The organism is Colwellia sp. BRX8-7 (assembly GCF_014077275.1).
In the GTDB taxonomy this organism is placed as follows: Bacteria; Pseudomonadota; Gammaproteobacteria; order Enterobacterales; family Alteromonadaceae; genus Colwellia_A.
Genome location: NZ_JACGVP010000017.1, coordinates 73,485 through 93,107, shown reverse-complemented (window position 1 = coordinate 93,107; position 19,623 = coordinate 73,485). Strand labels below are relative to the sequence as shown.

General features: G+C 36.7%; 23 protein-coding genes. 14 read left to right on the top strand and 9 right to left on the bottom strand.

Going from position 1 to position 19,623, the window contains the following annotated elements; all coding sequences use genetic code 11:
• A partial coding sequence (gene sohB, locus H4J57_RS16155; RefSeq protein WP_182243600.1) for a protease SohB occupies positions 1–852 on the top strand: 852 nt, incomplete at its 5' end.
• Positions 853–1,018: 166 nt separating this feature from the next.
• Here sohB and H4J57_RS16150 read toward each other — a convergent pair.
• On the bottom strand, positions 1,019–1,288 hold the full coding sequence (locus H4J57_RS16150; protein WP_070376242.1) for a hypothetical protein: 270 nt from the start codon (positions 1,286–1,288) through the stop codon (positions 1,019–1,021).
• A 297-nt stretch (positions 1,289–1,585) separates the two neighbouring features.
• On the opposite strand from H4J57_RS16150, the gene H4J57_RS16145 reads away from it, so the two are divergent.
• From H4J57_RS16145 to rlmM, 4 genes are read left to right on the top strand one after another with little or no spacing between them, the layout of a single operon-like run.
• Positions 1,586–2,494 carry a transcriptional regulator GcvA gene (locus H4J57_RS16145; protein ID WP_182217538.1) on the top strand — a complete coding sequence of 303 codons (909 nt, stop codon included), beginning with the start codon at positions 1,586–1,588 and terminating at the stop codon, positions 2,492–2,494.
• Positions 2,484–3,152, top strand: coding sequence for an alpha/beta family hydrolase (locus H4J57_RS16140; RefSeq protein WP_182243599.1), 669 nt, complete (start codon positions 2,484–2,486; stop codon positions 3,150–3,152). The genes H4J57_RS16145 and H4J57_RS16140 overlap by 11 nt, the downstream gene beginning before the upstream one ends.
• Positions 3,106–3,594 carry a DUF423 domain-containing protein gene (locus H4J57_RS16135; RefSeq protein ID WP_259364611.1) on the top strand — a complete coding sequence of 163 codons (489 nt, stop codon included), beginning with the start codon at positions 3,106–3,108 and terminating at the stop codon, positions 3,592–3,594. Before H4J57_RS16140 ends, H4J57_RS16135 begins: the two co-directional genes overlap by 47 nt.
• Before the next feature lie 11 nt (positions 3,595–3,605).
• A complete protein-coding gene (rlmM, locus tag H4J57_RS16130; RefSeq protein WP_070376245.1) occupies positions 3,606–4,694 on the top strand; it encodes a 23S rRNA (cytidine(2498)-2'-O)-methyltransferase RlmM in 1,089 nt (362 codons plus the stop codon).
• Positions 4,695–4,787: 93 nt separating this feature from the next.
• Here rlmM and H4J57_RS16125 read toward each other — a convergent pair whose 3' ends face one another.
• The 6 genes from H4J57_RS16125 to queF all read right to left on the bottom strand — a co-directional run bounded on the left by H4J57_RS16125 (position 4,788) and on the right by queF (position 11,391).
• Positions 4,788–5,795, bottom strand: a complete 1,008-nt coding sequence (locus tag H4J57_RS16125; RefSeq protein ID WP_070376246.1) for an isocitrate dehydrogenase — start codon at positions 5,793–5,795, stop codon at positions 4,788–4,790.
• Positions 5,796–5,997: 202 nt separating this feature from the next.
• Entirely contained in the window at positions 5,998–6,375 is a 378-nt protein-coding gene (locus H4J57_RS16120; RefSeq protein WP_182243598.1) for a DUF3192 domain-containing protein, read from the bottom strand.
• 112 nt (positions 6,376–6,487) lie between these two features.
• Complete coding sequence (gene xni / locus H4J57_RS16115) at positions 6,488–7,288, bottom strand: flap endonuclease Xni (RefSeq protein WP_182222481.1); 801 nt, start codon at positions 7,286–7,288, stop codon at positions 6,488–6,490.
• Between the two features lie 10 nt (positions 7,289–7,298).
• Entirely contained in the window at positions 7,299–8,639 is a 1,341-nt protein-coding gene (gene ppnN, locus H4J57_RS16110) for a nucleotide 5'-monophosphate nucleosidase PpnN (RefSeq protein ID WP_182243597.1), read from the bottom strand.
• A 105-nt stretch (positions 8,640–8,744) separates the two neighbouring features.
• Positions 8,745–10,343, bottom strand: a complete 1,599-nt coding sequence (locus H4J57_RS16105) for a GGDEF domain-containing protein (RefSeq protein ID WP_182243596.1) — start codon at positions 10,341–10,343, stop codon at positions 8,745–8,747.
• A 184-nt stretch (positions 10,344–10,527) separates the two neighbouring features.
• Positions 10,528–11,391, bottom strand: coding sequence for an NADPH-dependent 7-cyano-7-deazaguanine reductase QueF (gene queF, locus H4J57_RS16100; protein WP_182243595.1), 864 nt, complete (start codon positions 11,389–11,391; stop codon positions 10,528–10,530).
• A gap of 61 nt (positions 11,392–11,452) precedes the next feature.
• Here queF and syd point away from each other — a divergent pair, with 61 nt between their 5' ends.
• On the top strand, positions 11,453–12,013 hold the full coding sequence (gene syd / locus H4J57_RS16095) for a SecY-interacting protein (RefSeq protein ID WP_070376252.1): 561 nt from the start codon (positions 11,453–11,455) through the stop codon (positions 12,011–12,013).
• Between the two features lies 1 nt (position 12,014).
• On the opposite strand, the gene H4J57_RS16090 is transcribed toward syd, so the two are convergent.
• Positions 12,015–12,341, bottom strand: coding sequence for a hypothetical protein (locus tag H4J57_RS16090; RefSeq protein ID WP_182217553.1), 327 nt, complete (start codon positions 12,339–12,341; stop codon positions 12,015–12,017).
• Between the two features lie 207 nt (positions 12,342–12,548).
• On the opposite strand from H4J57_RS16090, the gene H4J57_RS16085 reads away from it, so the two are divergent.
• The 8 genes from H4J57_RS16085 to ybaK all read left to right on the top strand — a co-directional run bounded on the left by H4J57_RS16085 (position 12,549) and on the right by ybaK (position 17,519).
• Positions 12,549–12,932 (top strand): DUF3192 domain-containing protein, encoded by a 384-nt coding sequence (locus H4J57_RS16085; protein ID WP_070376254.1) that lies wholly within the window; start codon positions 12,549–12,551, stop codon positions 12,930–12,932.
• 213 nt (positions 12,933–13,145) lie between these two features.
• Complete coding sequence (locus H4J57_RS16080) at positions 13,146–13,790, top strand: GNAT family N-acetyltransferase (protein ID WP_182230859.1); 645 nt, start codon at positions 13,146–13,148, stop codon at positions 13,788–13,790.
• Between the two features lie 296 nt (positions 13,791–14,086).
• Positions 14,087–14,632, top strand: a complete 546-nt coding sequence (locus H4J57_RS16075; RefSeq protein WP_182217556.1) for a DUF7010 family protein — start codon at positions 14,087–14,089, stop codon at positions 14,630–14,632.
• Between the two features lie 125 nt (positions 14,633–14,757).
• A complete protein-coding gene (locus H4J57_RS16070) occupies positions 14,758–15,351 on the top strand; it encodes an HD family hydrolase (RefSeq protein WP_182217558.1) in 594 nt (197 codons plus the stop codon).
• Between the two features lie 116 nt (positions 15,352–15,467).
• A complete protein-coding gene (locus H4J57_RS16065; protein WP_182230860.1) occupies positions 15,468–16,064 on the top strand; it encodes a glutathione S-transferase family protein in 597 nt (198 codons plus the stop codon).
• Between the two features lie 108 nt (positions 16,065–16,172).
• Positions 16,173–16,550 (top strand): PH domain-containing protein, encoded by a 378-nt coding sequence (locus H4J57_RS16060; protein WP_182173093.1) that lies wholly within the window; start codon positions 16,173–16,175, stop codon positions 16,548–16,550.
• 94 nt (positions 16,551–16,644) lie between these two features.
• Entirely contained in the window at positions 16,645–16,959 is a 315-nt protein-coding gene (locus H4J57_RS16055; RefSeq protein ID WP_182230861.1) for a DUF2007 domain-containing protein, read from the top strand.
• 92 nt (positions 16,960–17,051) lie between these two features.
• Positions 17,052–17,519, top strand: coding sequence for a Cys-tRNA(Pro) deacylase (ybaK, locus tag H4J57_RS16050; RefSeq protein ID WP_182222487.1), 468 nt, complete (start codon positions 17,052–17,054; stop codon positions 17,517–17,519).
• Positions 17,520–17,572: 53 nt separating this feature from the next.
• Here ybaK and H4J57_RS16045 read toward each other — a convergent pair whose 3' ends face one another.
• On the bottom strand, positions 17,573–19,543 hold the full coding sequence (locus tag H4J57_RS16045; protein WP_182230862.1) for an LTA synthase family protein: 1,971 nt from the start codon (positions 19,541–19,543) through the stop codon (positions 17,573–17,575).
• Between the last annotated feature and the right edge of the window lie 80 nt (positions 19,544–19,623).

Sequence of the window (19,623 nt, the reverse complement as noted above, 5' to 3'; positions counted from 1 at the left end):
AAAGATAAGAAAGATAAGAAAGCAGCGAAAGAAAAAGCTAAAGCTGATAAGAAAGCAGCAAAATTATCAGCCGATAATGAAGGTACTATAGTTAAAGCTGAAGCTAGGATTTTTGTTGTTGATTTTAATGGTAGCATTGACGCAAGAGAAGTGAGTGCACTACGTGAAGAAATATCAGCAATACTAACGGTTGCAACCCCTGAAGATGAAGTGTTTTTACGTTTAGAAAGCGGTGGTGGCATGGTTCACGGTTATGGCTTAGCAGCTTCACAACTTGACAGACTTCGTCAGCATAATATCCCGTTAACTGCATCAGTTGATAAGGTTGCGGCAAGTGGTGGCTATATGATGGCATGTGTTGCCAATCATATTATCTCTGCACCGTTTGCAATTGTTGGCTCAATCGGTGTTATTGCGCAAGTTCCTAACTTTCATAAACTGCTCAAGAAAAACGATATTGACTACGAACAATTTACTGCCGGCGAGTTCAAACGTACAGTGACTATGTTTGGTGAAAATACCGATAAAGGTCGTGAAAAGTTTTCTGAAGAATTAGAAGAAACTCACTTACTCTTTAAAGACTTTGTTCGCGAACGTCGTCCAAGTTTAGATATTGATAAAGTAGCAACCGGCGAACATTGGTTTGGCAGTACCGCGAAAGAGCTTGGTTTAGTTGATGAAATTCAAACCAGTGATGATTTCCTTCAGTCTCGTAGTAAGTCACACAAAATTATTGCTTTAAGATACGTAATGAAAAAAACCTTAGCGGAAAAGTTTTCAAAAGCGGCATCAATGTCTGTTGATTCTATCTTTAGTAAACTTTGGCAAAATAATCGTATATTTCCAAGTTAACGCATGCGTTTTGAGTGAATAAGATCTAAAAAAGGATGCTAATGGCATCCTTTTTTGTTTCTTTACGCTGGGCTATTATAGGTTAATATTTAATTATCCACTTTAGAAAAGTTCTAGAGAAACTCCCGTAAAGCTTTTAAAGTATACCTATAATTAAGATAAGCGCTTACTCAGCAATCAATAGTGACTTTTCAAAGTCACGCGTAGACTTTACTTCTTTATCGCTTATTTGTGTCACTGGCACGTTAATATCAGCTGTTGCTAACATGGTACTAAAGGTACTTAATTTCATTGAATCAGCGAGACTCTTTTCAGCCGCTAATGTTATTGAAAATTCAGCGACTGTTTCTACTTCTACCAATTCTATGGCTTGAACTTGTGCTACCATCATGGTTGCTGCTACTGTTAATATTGCTACTTTATTAAAAAATTTCATAGGGTCACCCTTAAATTAAACGTTATATCCATATAGATGTTCTGGGACCTTTTCTTACTTAATTCTTGAATATGGGTTGGGAATCACATTCAATAGTTAGCCCAATATGTTTGGGATAAAGATGAAGTCCTTCATCTATGAAACGAATTCTACGTTAACTCTGGTAACTTTTGAAATGACAATTTATAATGTTTATCATTAGAAAAACTAATGAATAATAGTTATTTATCATTGTTGCTTATTTATGCATTTATTTTGAATGCTATTCCATGTAAAAGTTATAATTAAAGGTGAATTTTGTCTAACAGGCTTCCGCCACTAAACGCTTTGAGAGCATTTGAGGCATCAGCAAGACAGTTGAGTTTTACTCGCGCTGCTGAAGAATTATTCGTCACTCAAGCGGCTATCAGTCATCAAATAAAATCGCTTGAAGATTTTTTAGGCATAAAGTTATTTATGCGTAAAAATCGTGCTTTGTTGCTTTCTGAAGAAGGTCAAGCCTACTATCTTGATATTAAAGATGTCTTTAATGCCATTAACGAAGCAACTGAGCGATTGTTTGCCCGTGGTGAAAAAGGCGCGATAACCGTTAGCACACAACCAAGTTTTGCTATTCAGTGGCTGGTGCCGAGATTAAATGCTTTTTATGCTTTACATCCTGACATCGATGTTCGAATTAAAGCGGTAGATCAACCTGAGAATTCATTGACGGGTGATGTTGATGTAGCGATATATTTTGGTCGCGGCCATTGGGCCGATATTGATGCAGAACAATTACAAAAAGAATATCTTATTCCTGTTTGTTCACCTTTATTGTTGCAAGGTAAAAAGCCACTCGATAAAGTCGAAGATCTGATCAACCATACTTTATTGCATGATACTTCTCGCCGTGACTGGAAACGATGGTTCAAACAAGTAAACGTTAAAGCAACCAATGTCAATCATGGACCCATATTCAGTCATTCCGCTATGGTTGTTCAGGCGGCAATGCATGGGCAAGGTGTCGCATTAGCTCATAGTTTCCTGGCGAAACCTGATATTGATGCAGGTAGGCTTATATGTCCCTTTGAAGATGTTTTAGAAAGTAAAAATGCCTACTACGTCGTGTGTCGAGACCGACAAGTTGATTTAGGTAAAATTGCAGCATTTCGTGAATGGGTGCTTGATACTGTTGCCCAAGACCAAGAAGAATTAAATGACCAATAAGATGATTAATCTTACTCCTGATATTTCAACTATTATTAGTACCGTAGCAAAGCCTAAAGCTTCGGTTGTTTTTGCTCATGGTGCGGGTGCCGATAAAAGTCATGAATTTATGGAACAAGTCAGTCTTGCTTTAAACCAAAAAAATATCAATGTATTGAGATTTAACTTTTCGTATATGGATGTTCGCTTGGCGCAAGGTAATCGTAGACCACCCGATAGAATGCCAAAATTACTGGAATGTTTTTCCACCGTTATTGACGGGTTAGATAGTGATTTACCCCTTTTTATCGCGGGGAAATCAATGGGTGGACGTGTCGCTGCGACATTGGCTGGAGATAAAACAGCTAAGTTTTTAGGGGTAATGTGTTTAGGTTACCCGTTTCATCCACAGAAAAAACCTGAAAAATTAAGGTTGGCACCTTTGCAAGAAACACAAATGCCTATATTAATTTTACAGGGCACTCGAGATGCGTTAGGTAGCCAAGAAGAAATTGCACAATATGAATTTTCAGAGCGTTGTCACTGTATATTTTTTACCGATGGTGATCATAATTTGAAACCACGAGTAAAGTCAGGTTTTACCCATGCTCAACACATACAATCGGCGGTTAATGAAATGGTTAAATTTATTGATGAGCATAACCCAGATGAAATATAGTTGTGTTTATAGAAATTACTTGACCGCCATTATGATATTTATTGGTATCAGTGGCTGTTTTTCTGTATTATTCGGCGCTTGGTTTGCTCATGCTGGGGCAAATTTACCAAATGAAGTACAATCACGCCTTGCCAATGCATTGCAATATCAATTTTTTCATACTATAGCACTACTTACTGTGGCCATTTGGTTGCAAGTTCTAATGAGTAAGCGTCATGCGGCTAAAGTTATTAATCTTTTATATTTATCAGCAAGCTTTTTTATAGCCGGGATTTTATTTTTTAGTGGTGTTTTGTATATAAAAACATTTTTTGATTTTACTGTTATTGGAAAAATAGTTCCCTTTGGTGGTATATCATTTGCGCTGGGTTGGTTGTGTATCAGCTGGGCGGGAATTAATAGTACTCTGTGTACTTTAAACACAGACCAAGATCGTTTGTAGGTAAATTAGTTATGACCTCTATTATATTATATTGTCGCCCAGGCTTTGAAAAAGAGTGTGGTGCAGAAATTCAAGAAAAAGCCGCGTGGAATGAAGTGTTTGGCTATTTACAGCTAACTAAAAACGAAGGTTTAGTCTATTTTCATTTAAACAATCCTCAAGACGGTGAAGTTTTAATGGAAAAAATCCCATTGCGCCGCCTGATATTCGCTCGCGATTGGTTTGTTACCGTAACAGATAAAATTGACTTACCTGATTACAATCGTGTTGAAGCTATTACCGAAGTTTTAGGTACCGAATGGCAATATGCTGATTTACGGATGGAAATGCTTGACACAAACGAAGGTAAAGAACTTTCGAAATTCTGTCGTAAGCTGTCTGTACCGCTACGCCAGGCATTACGTAAGAATAAAATTCTTATGGAAAAAGGTGATAACGATGGCGCTATCTTACATGGTCTTTTTCTAAGTGGTAAAGAAGCTATTTTTGGTTTTTCGTTAGCCGATAATAGCTCTGTTTATACTATGGGTATTCCAAGGTTGAAGTTTCCAAGCGCTTCACCGAGCCGTTCAACATTAAAATTAGATGAAGCTTTTCTTCACTTTGTACCTCGCGATGAATGGGACGAACGTTTAACATCAGGTCTTAAAGCTGTTGATTTAGGCGCTGCTCCTGGTGGTTGGACATATCAATTAGTACGTCGTGGTATGATGGTGACAGCTATTGATAATGGCGCTATGGCTGAGTCATTAATGGATACAGGGCAAGTTAAACATCGCATGATGGACGGTTTCAAATATGTACCAATGAAACAAAATGTTCATTGGTTAGTATGTGACATGATCGAAAAACCTCAACGCGTTGCTAAGCTAATGGCTGAGTGGTTATTAAAAGGTTACTGTAAAGAAGCTATATTTAATTTAAAGTTGCCAATGAAAGGCCGTTATCAGGAAGTCACTAATGACTTACAAATACTTAAAGATGCTTTTAGTGAGCATAAAGTAAAGTATGAACTCTACGCTAAGCACCTTTATTATGATCGTGAAGAAATAACTGTTCATGCAAGATTATTATCTCCACCGCCAATGAAAGAAGAATAGCACGGCTCTTCTTGCATTAAAAAACCGACGTAATGTCGGTTTTTTAATGTCTGTTACAAGCGGGTATTACTAACAACTTCTAACCCGTTAGGTTTATAAACGCTCTAATACCGCTTGGGTAAAATCAGTGGTGCCGTGAGTGCCGCCTAAATCACGAGTCGTTCTATCACCCGTAGCAATAACATCTGTAATTGCATTACGGATCTTACTGGCTTTATCACCCATGTTTAAATATTCAAGCATTTGAATAGCGGCTAATATCACTGAAGTAGGGTTAGCTAAATTTTTGCCTGCAATATCTGGTGCACTACCATGCACAGCTTCAAAAATAGCGCAGTCGCCACCAATGTTAGCGCCAGGAGCCATACCTAAACCACCAACTAAACCTGCACACAAGTCAGATAAAATATCACCAAATAAGTTGGTTGTTACAATGACATCGAATTGTTCTGGGTTCATTACTAATTGCATACAACAATTATCAACGATCATTTCTGTCGATTCTATTTGTGGATAACGGGCAGCAACTTCACGCGCAACTTTTAAAAACAAGCCAGAAGTTGATTTCAAAATATTCGCTTTATGAACAGCTGTTACTTTTTTTCTACCTTCTTTGATAGCAGTTTCATAGGCAAAAGTAAGAATGCGTTCAGCACCTTCACGGGTAATTAAACTTTTTGCTTCAGCAACTTCGCCATCATCAGACAATATTTGTCCTAAGCCTGAATACATACCTTCGGTATTTTCACGTACCGTTATGATGTTTATGTCTTCGTAGCGGGCTTTAGTGCCTTTAAACGATATTACAGGGCGAACATTTGCGTAGAGTTGGAAATGCTTACGCAAAGTAACATTGATAGAAGTAAAGCCTTCGCCAACCGGTGTGGTAAGTGGACCTTTAAGGGCTATTTTATTCTTTTGAATAAGCGCTAAGGTACTTTCAGGGATCAAGTCGCCATGATTTTCAAGAGCAGTAAGACCGGCGTCTGCATATTCATATGCAAAATCACATCCGGCTTTGTCTAGTATTTTAATTGTAGCATCGATAATATCGGGACCAATGCCATCGCCGGGGATCACTGTTATGGTTTGTGTAGCCATTTTTCTGCCTTTCAAAAGAGTTTGTCAAATTAGGAAACGGGTGCTGTTATAGCACGCGATACTTGTGTAATCTAGGATAAAACCTTTCAGGCACCCTACATCGTTTGGTTTTACCTGATTGTGTTTTATAGTTGTTAGTATAAAGGATCGTTTAATGAAACGTTATTAGACTTTTGTTTATTAAAGCTGCTTTCAGCGTTAGTTATAGTTGCTGAAACTGTTCGTAAGCTGTGTTGCCAATAGCGATAAGTGAGCCATTTTTAAATAAAAGTGCGGTACATTCGTCTTGGGTAGTAAATCCATCAGATTTAACGTGTTGAGTACGATAAAAGGTCACTTGAAAACTGTCTTCATTAACTTTTTTCGCCTCTGTTATATCGGGACTGCCTAATTCTTTTATCGCTTGGTCGAAATTAAACTTTTCTAAAGTTAATTTACCTATGTACTGTTTGTTATATGATTCGCGATCACCCCATTCCATATCAGATGGACTGTCATCATAAAAGTTTACCACTAGGGCAACAAAAACACCGTAAATGGCTAATGCGATTAAGATACGAGAGATGACTTTCTTATTCATTTATTAAAATTTCCGTTAAATTGTTGATCAATATTGAAAGGTGAAGCTTAACAACCGCTAATTATTTTAGTTAATTTATACAAGGTTTAATACAAATATTTTGTTCACCCCCCTAAGAAGAAAGGCGAATATCTTTTAAATTAAAGCCCAGTGCTATGTCTTTTTTGAGCGTAATAAGTTCTTGGCTGAGTGCAATTTGTTCCTTATGTTCAGCAAGCTTATTGGCTAATGTTGCTTTAATGTCAGTTGCTTCAAGTATACTTTTTAATGAACCGTACTGATTTAATAACTGTGCAGCAGTGACTTGTCCAATCCCCGCAACACCTGGGATTTTATTGGTATTGTCACCGGTTAATGTCCATAAATCCATAAGCTGTTGTGGCTTAACATTGAATTTACTTAGTACAAAGTTAGTATCAAGATGGCGACGATTAAAGTGATCATAAACGCCGATATGTGGACCCAGTAATGAGAGGAAGCCTTTATCTGTCGAAACGATCGTAACATTTTGATCTTTTAATGCCATTTTTACCGCCAATGTCGCAATGATATCGTCAGCTTCATCTTCTTCCGGTACTAATGAATCGACTTGTTGCTTCATTAACTCATCTTGAATATCAGGAAGGCTGGCAGCCAAATGTGCTGCCATTTTTTTTCTACCTTTCTTATAATCAGGGAATAGCTCGTAACGCCAACAAGGCTTATCACTATCAAATACCGCTAAAACATGGCTAGGTTGTAGATGATCAAGTATTTTTGTTAACGCTTGTCCACAAGCGATCTGGGTATTAAACAGGACTTGTTGTTTGGTGTTTTCTGCAAGCTCGTTATTAAAAAGAAAAGGACGCTCTTGTACTGCGTATATTCTCCTAATTAAATTCAACGCATCAATTAATACAAGATGTGCGGACATTCATTTACCCTTAAATTACTTTATAGCATGGTATATATTTACTGCCAGGTAGTTTCATTCGTTGTTGCTCAACAAATGACGCCAGTAAATTATCTATTAGTTTCATTATTTTTTTATCGCCAGATATTTCAAAGGGACCATTCTCTCTGATTGCTCTAATACCTTGCGATTTTACGTTACCCGCTACTATAGCAGAAAAAATACGGCGTAAGTTTGCTGCTAATGTCGCTTTGTCTAAATCATAGTTAATTGGCAGGTTAGCAATGTTCTCGTGCGTAGGTTCAAAAGGCTGTTGAAAGTCGGGCTCAATCACTAAAGACCAGTTAAAATGGAAGGCATCACCCGTTTTTTTGCGATAAGTTATGACTTCATTTAATTTATGACGCATGGCTTTAGCTACCGCAATTGGGTCATCAACAATAATTTCATAAAGGTTTTGTGCTTTTTCACCTAAAGTTGCGCCAATAAAGCGATCAATTTGAATAAAGTATTCTGCGCTCTCTTTAGGTCCTGTCAAAATAATAGGTAATTTTTGAGCTTCATTTTTGCTATTGAGCATAATACCTAAAATATAAAGTAATTCTTCGGCGGTTCCTGCGCCCCCAGGGAAAATAACAATACCATGTGACATTCGAACAAAAGCCTCTAAGCGTTTTTCGATATCAGGCATGATAACTAATTCATTAACGATAGGATTAGGTGGCTCAGCCGCAATAATACTTGGCTCTGTTAAACCAATATAACGACCGTCTTTATTACGCTGTTTTGCATGAGCTATAGTTGCTCCTTTCATGGGACCTTTCATTGCACCTGGGCCACAGCCTGTACAGATATTAAAGCCTCGCAGGCCCAATTGATAACCCACTTCCTTAGTGTACTTGTACTCATTGTCGTTTATAGAATGACCACCCCAGCAAGTAACCAGATTAGGATCGCTTTCAGGGATAATAACATTCGCATTTCGTAAAATATCAAATGTAAGATCTGTTATTTGCTGAGTATGTTTAGCATCGGCTTGGTATCGATTATGGGTAAAAAGAATATCGCGTAACACCGCTGATAAAAGCTCTTGTATACCTCTTATTATTTTACCATCAACAAAGGCATCACCAGGTGGGTTTGTTAAAGCTAATTTTACACCACGTTCGCGGCGCAAAACTTGTATCTCAAAATCTTGAAATTTTTGATATATTTGTTCGGCATCATCGGTATGGCTGCCGGCATTTAATACCGCGAGTGAACAATTTCGATAGACTTGATAAGTTTTACTGTTCGCTGATTTTTGAAGTTGCTCTATTTCTGATTGTGAGAGCAGGTTCATATTGCCAACAGGATTTATTTGCGTATTCATCATTGAGCTCCTTCAGAAAAATGTAAAGCTAATAACTTGAAACGTACCAAGGTTATTAGCTTTTTATGGATAATTGCAGGAAAAAACGAAATTTTCAGACGATATTTATAGGTAAACAACGTTGTTTTTGCCTTTCTCTTTGGCTTGATAAAGTGCACCATCTGCTCGTTCAAAAGCCATATGGACATTATCATCTTGTTGGATATGTGTAACGCCAATAGAAATGGTGATGGTCACTTTATTACTTTTAAATTTAAAGGGTAATTTTGCGACTTGTAAGCGCAGTCGGTTAAGTTTATCGATTAAGTTTTCTTGATTGGTACCAGAGAATACGAGTACAAACTCTTCTCCGCCATAACGTGCAATAAATGCGTCACTACCTATGTGTTTTTTTAAGGTACTTGAAATAACTTGCAAGGTTTTATCGCCGGCAGTGTGGCCGTAGGTATCATTAATACGCTTAAAGTTATCAAGGTCCATTACCACAATAGCCAAGTCGAAATTTTTATTATGAAAACGCACCATTTCTCGAGCGAAGTATTCATCAAATGCGGCGCGATTGTTGAGCTTAGTTAAGGCGTCTTGTAAGCTTCTGGCTTGTTGTTCTTGAATGCGTTTTTCAAAGTTTCGGCTTTGTTTTTCTAATAATTCGACCTTTTCAGTCATTGACGATAATTGACCGTGTAAAGCATCTTGTTGTTCACGTTCAAAGGTTGTTTTCTTTAAAAGTGTACCAGCAATAAGTTTTAACTTAGCATTAATATCAACTTTAATATCGGCTAGAGACGTGGCTTTATCTAAACCATTAGCCATATCTACAATCTGTTTTTGCAACTGTTCATTTAATAAACCATGTTGTGATTGAGATTCTTTGCAACTGTTTAGTGTTGTTTTTACTGCGAACTGCACCGTTGTTAAGGTTTCGCTTAATGTTGAAAGAAATACTTTTGCAGTATTTCTTTCATCGTTTAAATCTTCAATGATCACATCAAATACGGCCAAAAAACTGTCTAGTAAGCTGTTGTTTGATATACCTTCATTGAGCTGAGACTTAATCACAGCGATATCTTTTGCATGTTTATCTGAGACAACTAAGTCGGCAATAATTGTTTCAAAACGAGCGATGTATTTCAGCTCGGCATCGTTATTAACTTCAACCGTTTTTGTTGTTGAGTTCTGTTGTCCTAATAATCCCCCCACAGGAGCAGCGTCAATAAACTTTGCTGCTAAGGCGTCATCGTAAAAGGTTAATAACTGACTTAACAAGGGAACATATTGTATAACAGCATCTTTGGGATCTTTTGACTCCGTGATTAAACTACGTAATTTACGTCGTAAGTCTGCAGGTAAGCCATTGATTTTTTGCAAAGCTAAACCAGCGATATGGAATCTTTCGTGTAATTGGTTAAGATTTGAAATGTTTATTTGAGATTGCTGTTGTAGTAAAAGTGAAGTTGCGGCTATGTGTGCTTGAATGTCAGCAAGTGGCGCCGACTGTTTGAGTAAAAGTCGTAACTTAGCCAACTTATTATCTAACGTAATATCCATGCCCTTGCATACAAGAGAAAGCTTTTCAATAAAGGTTATTAACAATGAAGACTGTGATTTTAGATCTTTTTCTACGTCGGCACGTGAAGTAATGGCGAGTTCGAGTTTTTTCTTCAGTAATGTTATTTCTTTGTTGGCGGCTGGGTTGTTGCTCATAAAAAACTGTCTTCCGTAAAGTACTTTATCGGCTAATGGACTTGATAAATTTGCATTGAGTATAGCTAAATATAATTAATATAAAAATGAACACACTTTTAAATTATATGACTTAATAGTAAACCTAAGATGCTAAAAAGTCAGCATTGATAATGATTTATAATTGATTTAACTCAAATAGTGTTTATTGTCTTAGCGTTCTTCCGGTTGGTGCGTGTAAGGTAGACGTCGATCGAAATGGATTTATGTCTAAACCGCCTCGTCTGGTGTAGCGCGCAAAAACAGTCAACTCAGTCACTTGACAATATTTCATTAAATCACAATATATTCTTTCAACACATTGTTCGTGAAACTCATTATGTTGTCTAAATGATATTAAGTAAGCTAGCAAAGCGCTCGGTGAAATCTTTTGACCACTGTATTGAATATAAATACTTGCCCAATCGGGTTGATTAGTAATTAAACAGTTAGATTTTAATAAATGGCTGACTAAAGATTCATCCTTGACAATTTCCCCTGCAATATTTGCATTGTTGAGCAGCGTTGGATCAAGTTGATAGTTATCAATATCAAGTTCAACATCATCTATACATAGGGTGTTTTCAGAAAAAATCTGATGATTTATTTCCAGTGCAGGGCAATTATCAACAGGAAATAGCTTTACGCCCGCTTTGCCTTCAGCGGTATTGGATAGATCTTTAATTAAGCAATCTTCAACCTCTTGCCAAGATGAAAACCGACTCTGATTAAAGCTATTTAAATACAATTTAAATGACTTTGACTCAACTATGTTAGTGCTGATGCAAGGAAAACGAAATTCTGCAACAGCAACAATGGGTTTACCTGTGCTATTGAGCCACGAAAGTTCATAGGCATACCAGACATCTTCGCCAATAAAGGGTAAGCTTTCGGCGTGAATAGCTAAACTGTCTCTATTTAAAGTTCGAGGTACCGCTTGCAAGAGTTCTGGGTTATATTCACTGCAATAATTAGTGGCTTTTCCAAGTGTTAATTGGCTTAATACTTTTGCGTTTTTATAATTTGTCATACAATGGCTAGTTTAGTCTATTGGCTATTTGTCGTTACATTTTAAAGGATCTTTTTAACAGATGAAATCATCACCATGCGAGTTAATGCAATCTTTATCATTATTTTCACAAAAATATTTATCACAATACCAAGAACGTTACCAGCATTTACCGCTTATAGAAAAAGACGAACAATGGCCTTCTCCATGTTTATCAGATGATTATGATGAAAATCATCAATATTGGCAGCCTTGTGAAATAAGCGACCCGATTAACTTTGATAATGTTGAAAAAGCGTTAGAAATAACAATACACGCGGATTTTAAAACCTATTTCACCAGTTTGTACAGCGACACCTTAGATGCAAGCTGTGAGGAAGGCGCTTTATCACTACTTTTTGCTTGGAGCAAAGATGACTTCCAACGTTTACAAGAAAATGTGATAGGGCATATATTAATGAAGCAGAAATTAAAGCAACCATTAACTTTATTTTTTGCCTTGACCGACGACGATAATATGATTTTAAGTGTCAACAATGACAACGGGGAGATCTGGGTCGAAAAAGTAGGTGCTAAAGCGCATAAGAAAGTGGCCGACTCACTGGTTAGCTTTATTAATATGCTCAGCCCTAGAATTCCTTAACTTATATTTTTTTTAGGCTAATGATCAGGGCTTTTAGCTCTGCTAATTCAGTTTCTATTGGCTCTAATGCCGTTGCTATTGCTTTAGTTATCATCATCTCTATTTCTGGAGAGTTCAAGGCTAGCGTTTGATTTTTTTCAACAAGCTTCTTAGTTTCACCGGTTAATGTGATCAGTTTAGGGTCATGGGTCCAATTTCTTAATATTGATATAAGGGTTGGCAGTGGCACTGGTGTTTTTAGTTTGGTTTTAAGCAAGGCTACCGTTGGCTTTTTACCTTGATTAGCTAATTGATTAGCGATGATTGTTATTTCGTCAGTTATGGTCATAAATTTATAATTACTTGTCAAAGAGGCTATGTTTTAGCGAATATCACAAAACATGTTCGCCGTGTTTACCTGGTTTTTATTTTATTTATATATATATCAATGTGTTGCCGAGTTGGTTTATCCCTTGCTATTAAGTAAGTTGTAGACCAATAACGTTGTTTAAATTATATAAAATATTTACACATAAAATATTAATCAGGGAAACTTATGAAAAAATCAATTATAGCATTACTTATTGCGGCACCTTTAACTTTATCATTAACGGGATGTGTTATTGCTGTTGGTGGCGGTGATGAAGGGCATTCAATGTCAACTTCGTTTGGCGATCGTGAATATGAAAACCGTAAGAAAATTGACAAAATTCAATTAAATGCCAGCTATAGTGATGTTAAGCAAAAGCTAGGGCTTGGCGACTTCAATGAAAAATACCAAATAGACGGTAAAGAAATACAGGTGCTCTTTTATCGTACTCATCGTGTCCATAAAGATGATTTAACCACTAAGGACGAGTGCACATATTTACATTTTGTAGATGGTGTTTTATTAGAAACGGGTAATGGTGCAGATTATAGACGCAACATTTCAGGTTAATCGTTATTGTTTATAGTGTAAAGGTAACCGCTAGTGCTACCTTTACAACTAAACCCTAATGTTTTTACTATAACGGCACCTGCTATCGACGGTTTATTATTACATATTTGTCTTAAGAAAATAGCTTGAAAGCGTTGGAGTTTTGTTTGACCTTATTCGTTTTTTACTGCTATGGTGATGAAATAAAAATAATAAACGCAAGGATGACAAGGTATGTCAGAAGTAATACGTGATAAAAAAAATCTTGATATAAAAGCTGCTTATTTGTCAGGTGAAGATTTAAAACTCGCTGCCTCTTTATTGTATCAAGCTTATCATGATGATCCTGTTTTTCTAGAAATATTTTCCAATGAAAACAACGAGTACGAACAAAAGTTGCGTGCAGCCATTCGAGAAGAGTTAAGTGCTTTTTGGCATGCTAAACAACCTATGGTTGGCTTATACTTGGGGGAGGCAATGGTAGGTGTTGCTTGTTTAAATAGCCCAGATGAAAGTGTTAGTTCAGAGCGATTTTGGCACTGGCGTTTAAAGATGATGCTAGGTGCTGGCTACTTTAGTACCAAACAGATGATTGAAAAAGAAAAAACAGTACTTGCTGCTGTACCAATGAAGAAATTTCATATGCTTGCCTTTATTGCGATTCATCCTTTACATCAACATCATGGCTTTGGTCATTACCTTATGGCAGCCGTCAATACAATATTAGAAGAGCACTCTGCAAGTGAAGGGGTTGCTGTTTATGCGACAACAAAGAAATATCAACAATTTTTTAAAGAAGTTGATTATGAACTGGTTAAAGAGCTCTCTATTGGTAATGTTTCGGGTTCACTGATGATTCATTACCGAAGTAAAAGTTAAACTGATTCTCTTGGTCAACTTTAGATAAATACCAAATTAATATTTGGTATTTTTTTACTTAATTTAAGGTGTTTTTTTACCTAAGTTAAAAATGTAGCGGTTGTATTTTCAAAGTGGCCAATGTTATATTTTGTTGATTAATCAAATTTTTGTGCTTTAACTATCCATTTTAGCTTACAAAAAATGTTCAAACACTAAGTATTAGCTATAGGGTTTTACTCAATATTTTTGTTAAGGATATTATTGTTAGTGAATTGCCGTTAATAGGACATGCATTGCAAAGTTAAGGAGTTTAGATGAAGTTTGAAGCAGCACAGGAAAATATGCGCTTTTCATATTTTGATGGTGGAATTGGTGTATTAGTTTCTGGTTTAATTTGGTGTGCTGCTGGTTCAGTTGCCTTAGTGCATTCGAATCAATTGAGTATGCTAGCATTATTCTTTGGCGGTATGTTTATCCATCCGTTGTCGATGCTATTGTCAAAATACTTTAAACGTCCTGGCAATCACTATCCTAAAAATCCACTTGGCAAACTGGCATTAGAAAGTACAATTATCTTATTTGTTGGTTTATTTTTGGCTTTCTATGTAGCAAAGCTGCAAGTTGAATGGTTTTATCCGATAATGCTGATGATCATTGGTGTACGTTATCTAGTGTTTAATACGCTGTATGGCTTAAAAATATATTGGCTTTTAGGAAGCGTGCTGATATTTTCTGGTATGTTATGTATATTGTTAGGTGCTAATTTTATCATTGGCGCATTTATTGGTGGAGCAACAGAAATTGTCTTCTCACTTGTGATCATTAATCAATCGAAAGGTTTGGTTTTAAACGCCACTTAGTTGCTCATTCCCGCCTCGCCATTATTTGATGATTTGTTGACCACCACTAAGCACGATCTTTTATGCTATAGGCGGCGAACTGTCGTCAAATTATGCTTCATTTACCTTATCATTTTGGAAAAACAATGGAAGAACTCAATAAACAATTAGATTTTATTATTGAATTAGATAGGCTCAAAGGAATTTATCGACAAGCGCTGGTCAAGTCTGATAAAAATAGATTTGAGAACAGTGCAGAGCACAGTTGGCATATTTCATTAACGGCTGAAATACTTCAAGAGTATGCAGTAGAGAAGGTCAATATAGCACGAGTGATGAGTATGTTACTTATTCACGATATTGTCGAGATAGATGCAGGGGATATGTTTGCTTTTTCCGATAAACAAGCACTAGCAGAGCAACAAGAAAAAGAAATTGCTGCAGCAACCCGTATCTTTGGTTTATTGCCGGATAAACAATTTCAAGCTTTTAATGCCTTATGGTTAGAGTTCGAAGAAGCTGAAACTGTTGATGCTCGATTTGCTAAAGCCATAGACAGCGTTTTACCCTTTTTACAAAATATAAAGAATGAGGGGGGCAGTTGGGTTAAGCATAAGGTTAACAAATCACAGGTACTAAAACGTAATAGTTTTCTTGAAGGACTCGCTCCTCAGTTATGGTTATATGTTTGTCAGCAAATTGATAATGCGGTAGAGCAAGGTTGGTTGTTGGACGAGTAATCGGCATAGCTAGTCAGTAAAGTATTACGCTGTTTGATTACACAAGCTATTATTTATATTGTCGATAATAATTGTTCGAGCAATTATTGCACCGTGGCATGCTTAAGGATAATTTAGTGAAAATATATGCGGATATTCAGTCAGGTAATTGTTATAAAATTAAGCTTGTCACCTCAATTTTAAAGATAGAGCATGAGTGGATTAATATTAATATACTTGCAGGTGAGAGTGGCACAGCGTCGTTTTTGAAAAAGAACCCAACAGGAAAAATTCCGTTACTTGAGCTCGATGACGGACGTTTTTTATCAGAATCTAACGCTATTTTGAATTACCTTGCCTCAGGTTCATCACTGTTACCTAAAGATAGATATGAAAATGCAAAGGTACAGCAGTGGCAATTTTTTGAACAATATAGCCATGAGCCATTTATTGCTGTTGCTAGGTTTATTGCTAAATATCTTGGTTTACCTGATAACCGTAAAGCGGAATATCTATCCAAACAAGAAGGGGGTCACAAAGCTCTAAGAATTATGGAGAAGCAATTGGAAATAACACCTTATCTTGTCGGGAGCACATTGACTACCGCTGATATTTCACTTTATGGATATACACACGTAGCAGAAGAGGGTGGTTTTAATCTGCTTGAATATCCTGCGATTCAAATGTGGATCAATAGGGTACAAACACACCCCAACTATACTGCTATGGCGTAACATTATCGTGGGAAACCATGAAGTTGGAGATAAATGTCACGTTTGTCAATACTGCAAAGCTATGCTTTTTATTACGGTATTCGAAAATTATTTACATAAGGATTAACTATGATAGATTTTAAAAACTCTTCGGTGTTCAAATTAAAACCAATAGAAATCGAAGATGCGAGAGAAGACTTTCACAAGTTTATGATTGAGGGGGAGTCAATTTTTGCGGCCTTTAAGAGTATTAGAGACCAAGTGGTATTCACGAATAAGCGCATTATTGCCGCCAACGTTCAGGGAATTACCGGTTCAAAGGTCGACTATACTTCTTTACCTTATAGCAAAATACAGGCTTTTTCAGTTGAGTCATCGGGCACATTAGATTTGGATTGTGAAATAGAAGTCTATGTTAGTGAACTCGGTATGGCTAAATTTGAGATTAAAGGTTCTTTCGATCTTATCCAATTTAATCAGCATATTAGCCAACACGTACTTGCGTAAATTCAGTGTTATTAACAAAATAATAATGAATTTATTGATTAATCTTTTAGCTAACTACACCCTACCTATTAATAGCTATCACTAGGGCGAAATGATGAAACTGCTTTATGCTCACGAAAACCATTTTATGGTTAACAATGTTAAAAACCTTATTGAAGCACAACAAATAAGTTGCTTTATTAAAAATGAATTTGCTCAAGGAGCCGTAGGTGAAATATCAGCTTTTGATGCTTGGCCAGAAGTCTGGCTTGTTAATGAGGCTGATTTTGAACGTGCGACGACGATATTAACGTCATATCAGCAGGGAAACAAAGGCGAAGACTGGCTATGTAAAAGCTGCGCTGAAACAAATGATGCTTCCTTTGAGATATGCTGGAACTGTCAGCATGAACATAAAGAGTCGCTTTAAAGAAGTCTTTAAGTTTGAACATTGTTTTTATAATAATATATTAGCCAACAATTATCAGCGATTTCTTTAGGCTACTCACTTAGGATATTGAAATGACACCAGGAATCAATGTAGCTAAAAAAAATAAAGTTTCACATAAAATACATGAGTATTCTCATGATGAAACCACGGAGTCCTATGGACTCGAAGCAGCCGAAAAATTAGGTGTCATCGAACAACGAATATTCAAAACTTTAGTGGTAATGCTAGATGATAAAAGCTTAGCCGTAGGTATTATTCCGGTTTCCGCTATGCTTAGTATGAAGCTTATTGCAAAAGCTGTTGGAGCTAAAAAAGCTAATATGGCTGATAAGTCTGATGTTGAACGTTCAACGGGGTATGTTCTTGGAGGAGTAAGCCCACTTGGGCAAAAAAAAGCACTGAGAACAATTGTTGACGCCTCAGCTAACCATTACGCCTCTATCTATGTGAGTGCCGGCCGGCGAGGATTAGAAATAGAATTGAGCCCCGCCGACTTAATAAAGCTCACGAATGGAATGCTGACGAAAATATGTCAGTGATATCATTAATAAGTTATTAAAAATAATAACTTAAGTTTCGATTACTCAGTCTTTTACTCAGTTTTACTGGAATACCACTGATTTTCATAGGCTAAACTTCCCCATAAAGCATGGGCTAAAGCGATCTCAGCAAGTTTCGCGTTAATTGCTTTAGGTTCTAGTTTCTTTTTCTTTAAAGAATAGTCAAAATTTACTGGTGGCTTTTGTGGTTGCAGTATTGTGACATTCTCATCGGTCATATAGGCAAAGTTATCGGCATATTGCATCATTGCCCTTCCTTTGACCTGGGTATTATTTAAATCACGGCCAATCATAGGGGAATCGTTAGTTACGCCCATTAAGGACAGCAAGGTCGGAGCAAGGTCGATTTGACTTACAATTCTTTCATCAGATAAATGTTTATTGCCTGAATTAAGAATAACGCCTGGAATATGGAAATTTTTAATAGGAACAAGGTCGTTTCCTAACGCTCTAGCATCATGGTCAGCAACAATAATAAATATAGTGTCTTGCCAATAGGGTTGTTTTTTTGCTTGGTCGATAAACTTACCCAGAGCATAGTCTGCATATTGGATCGCCTGATGGCGCAATAGTTCTTTTGAATCGTACAGAGCTAATTGCGCTGTTGAATATGCTAGTGGCGTTATTTTACCTGAGGGTATTTCAAAAGGATCATGATTGCTGGATGAAAAAATAAAACTTAGAAAAGGTTTATCACCTTTGTGTAATTTGCTTAATTCGATATCAGCTTGATTAAACAAGTCTTCATCACTGGCTCCCCACGAACCGACAAACTGAGGGGTTTGTATTTTGTTAAAATCAACAATATCGCTAAAGCCATTGCCTAAAAAGAAACCTTTCATATTATCAAAATGGCTTTCACCACCATAAATAAATTGCGTGGTGTAATTATTTCTCTCAAGTAAACTTGCGATGGTGAAGAAGCCATGCTGAGATTTATCAAGCTTTACTACTGCTCGAGCTGGCGTTGGTGTGAACCCAGTAATAACCGCTTCAATGCCCCTTACAGAGCGTGTACCGGTAGCATATAAATTTTTGAACGCCCAGCCTTCAGTATTTAATTTATCAATTTCAGGCGTAAGTGGTAGCCCTCCTAATGATGAAACAAATTGCGCACCTAAACTCTCTTCTAAAATTATCACTAAATTTTTAGGTTTTCCTTGGTAAACGGGTGCCCTAGCGCTAAAAGAAGGTTGCGCATTATTATTAAAAACTTGTGTATTTAAGCCAGTTTCCTGGCGAACAAGTTTAATAACTTGTTCTGTAGCCATAGTGCCATAAAGTTTTGATGCATACTTTTCATTACCGAACTGTTTATAAGCATGAGCAACACTATAGATTGAATTTAAGGTTAATGAATTAATCAGTGGGTCGGTAGAAAAATAAACGAATGACGGGTTAATAGGGCGATGACCTACAGTACCTCTGGCGCAGAGAAAAAGCACAATAAAGAGTATGATAAATGATAGGGATGATGATGAGGGCGTTACAGCAATTATTGGCTTTTTGGTACGAGTGAGTTTACCTACCGTACGCCAAATAAACGGACTAGACACCATCATTAAGGAACATAATACAACTATGGTCAATAAGTGTCCGTTGAATAACATTTTCATGACTTCATCAGGATAAGCTAAATATTCGATGAATAACCTGTTAGGTCTAAATCCATATTCATTAATAAATGCAGGTGTGGCAAGCTCAAAAAAGAGCACTGCCATAAAAATAAAGAAAAACATTGCTCTTAACGCGCTAAGCCATGTGCTTTGAAATTTAGACAGCATTAGCAATGGATGAACTATTCCAGGTAAAATTAATAGATAACCTAGCGTGCTTAAGTCGATTTTTAGCCCATTAAGTATCAGGGTAACCATACTGCTAAAATCGGTAAAACGTTCAATTTGCCAAATCGAAAAGCCAAGCCTAGCGACAAGAAGTGTAAAAATTAATAATAATGCAAACAGTAAAAATGGACGAACTAAAGCGGTTGTAGAGGTAAACATCGTTATTAATATCTCTAATAAAACACGATACTTACCTTAAAGTATAAAACTTAAGGAAAGCTTAACTTAAACTGAAGTTA

Bases quoted from the DNA above. Each gene is read 5' to 3' on its own strand.
- H4J57_RS16150 (WP_070376242.1), bottom strand. From the start codon at position 1,288: ATGAAATTTTTTAATAAAGTAGCAATATTAACAGTAGCAGCAACCATG.
- H4J57_RS16140 (WP_182243599.1), top strand. From the start codon at position 2,484: ATGACCAATAAGATGATTAATCTTACTCCTGATATTTCAACTATTATT.
- H4J57_RS16135 (WP_259364611.1), top strand. From the start codon at position 3,106: ATGAAATGGTTAAATTTATTGATGAGCATAACCCAGATGAAATATAGT.
- rlmM (WP_070376245.1), top strand. From the start codon at position 3,606: ATGACCTCTATTATATTATATTGTCGCCCAGGCTTTGAAAAAGAGTGT.
- H4J57_RS16125 (WP_070376246.1), bottom strand. From the start codon at position 5,795: ATGGCTACACAAACCATAACAGTGATCCCCGGCGATGGCATTGGTCCC.
- H4J57_RS16120 (WP_182243598.1), bottom strand. From the start codon at position 6,375: ATGAATAAGAAAGTCATCTCTCGTATCTTAATCGCATTAGCCATTTAC.
- xni (WP_182222481.1), bottom strand. From the start codon at position 7,288: ATGTCCGCACATCTTGTATTAATTGATGCGTTGAATTTAATTAGGAGA.
- ppnN (WP_182243597.1), bottom strand. From the start codon at position 8,639: ATGAATACGCAAATAAATCCTGTTGGCAATATGAACCTGCTCTCACAA.
- H4J57_RS16105 (WP_182243596.1), bottom strand. From the start codon at position 10,343: ATGAGCAACAACCCAGCCGCCAACAAAGAAATAACATTACTGAAGAAA.
- queF (WP_182243595.1), bottom strand. From the start codon at position 11,391: ATGACAAATTATAAAAACGCAAAAGTATTAAGCCAATTAACACTTGGA.
- syd (WP_070376252.1), top strand. From the start codon at position 11,453: ATGAAATCATCACCATGCGAGTTAATGCAATCTTTATCATTATTTTCA.
- H4J57_RS16090 (WP_182217553.1), bottom strand. From the start codon at position 12,341: ATGACCATAACTGACGAAATAACAATCATCGCTAATCAATTAGCTAAT.
- H4J57_RS16085 (WP_070376254.1), top strand. From the start codon at position 12,549: ATGAAAAAATCAATTATAGCATTACTTATTGCGGCACCTTTAACTTTA.
- H4J57_RS16080 (WP_182230859.1), top strand. From the start codon at position 13,146: ATGTCAGAAGTAATACGTGATAAAAAAAATCTTGATATAAAAGCTGCT.
- H4J57_RS16075 (WP_182217556.1), top strand. From the start codon at position 14,087: ATGAAGTTTGAAGCAGCACAGGAAAATATGCGCTTTTCATATTTTGAT.
- H4J57_RS16070 (WP_182217558.1), top strand. From the start codon at position 14,758: ATGGAAGAACTCAATAAACAATTAGATTTTATTATTGAATTAGATAGG.
- H4J57_RS16060 (WP_182173093.1), top strand. From the start codon at position 16,173: ATGATAGATTTTAAAAACTCTTCGGTGTTCAAATTAAAACCAATAGAA.
- H4J57_RS16055 (WP_182230861.1), top strand. From the start codon at position 16,645: ATGAAACTGCTTTATGCTCACGAAAACCATTTTATGGTTAACAATGTT.
- ybaK (WP_182222487.1), top strand. From the start codon at position 17,052: ATGACACCAGGAATCAATGTAGCTAAAAAAAATAAAGTTTCACATAAA.
- H4J57_RS16045 (WP_182230862.1), bottom strand. From the start codon at position 19,543: ATGTTTACCTCTACAACCGCTTTAGTTCGTCCATTTTTACTGTTTGCA.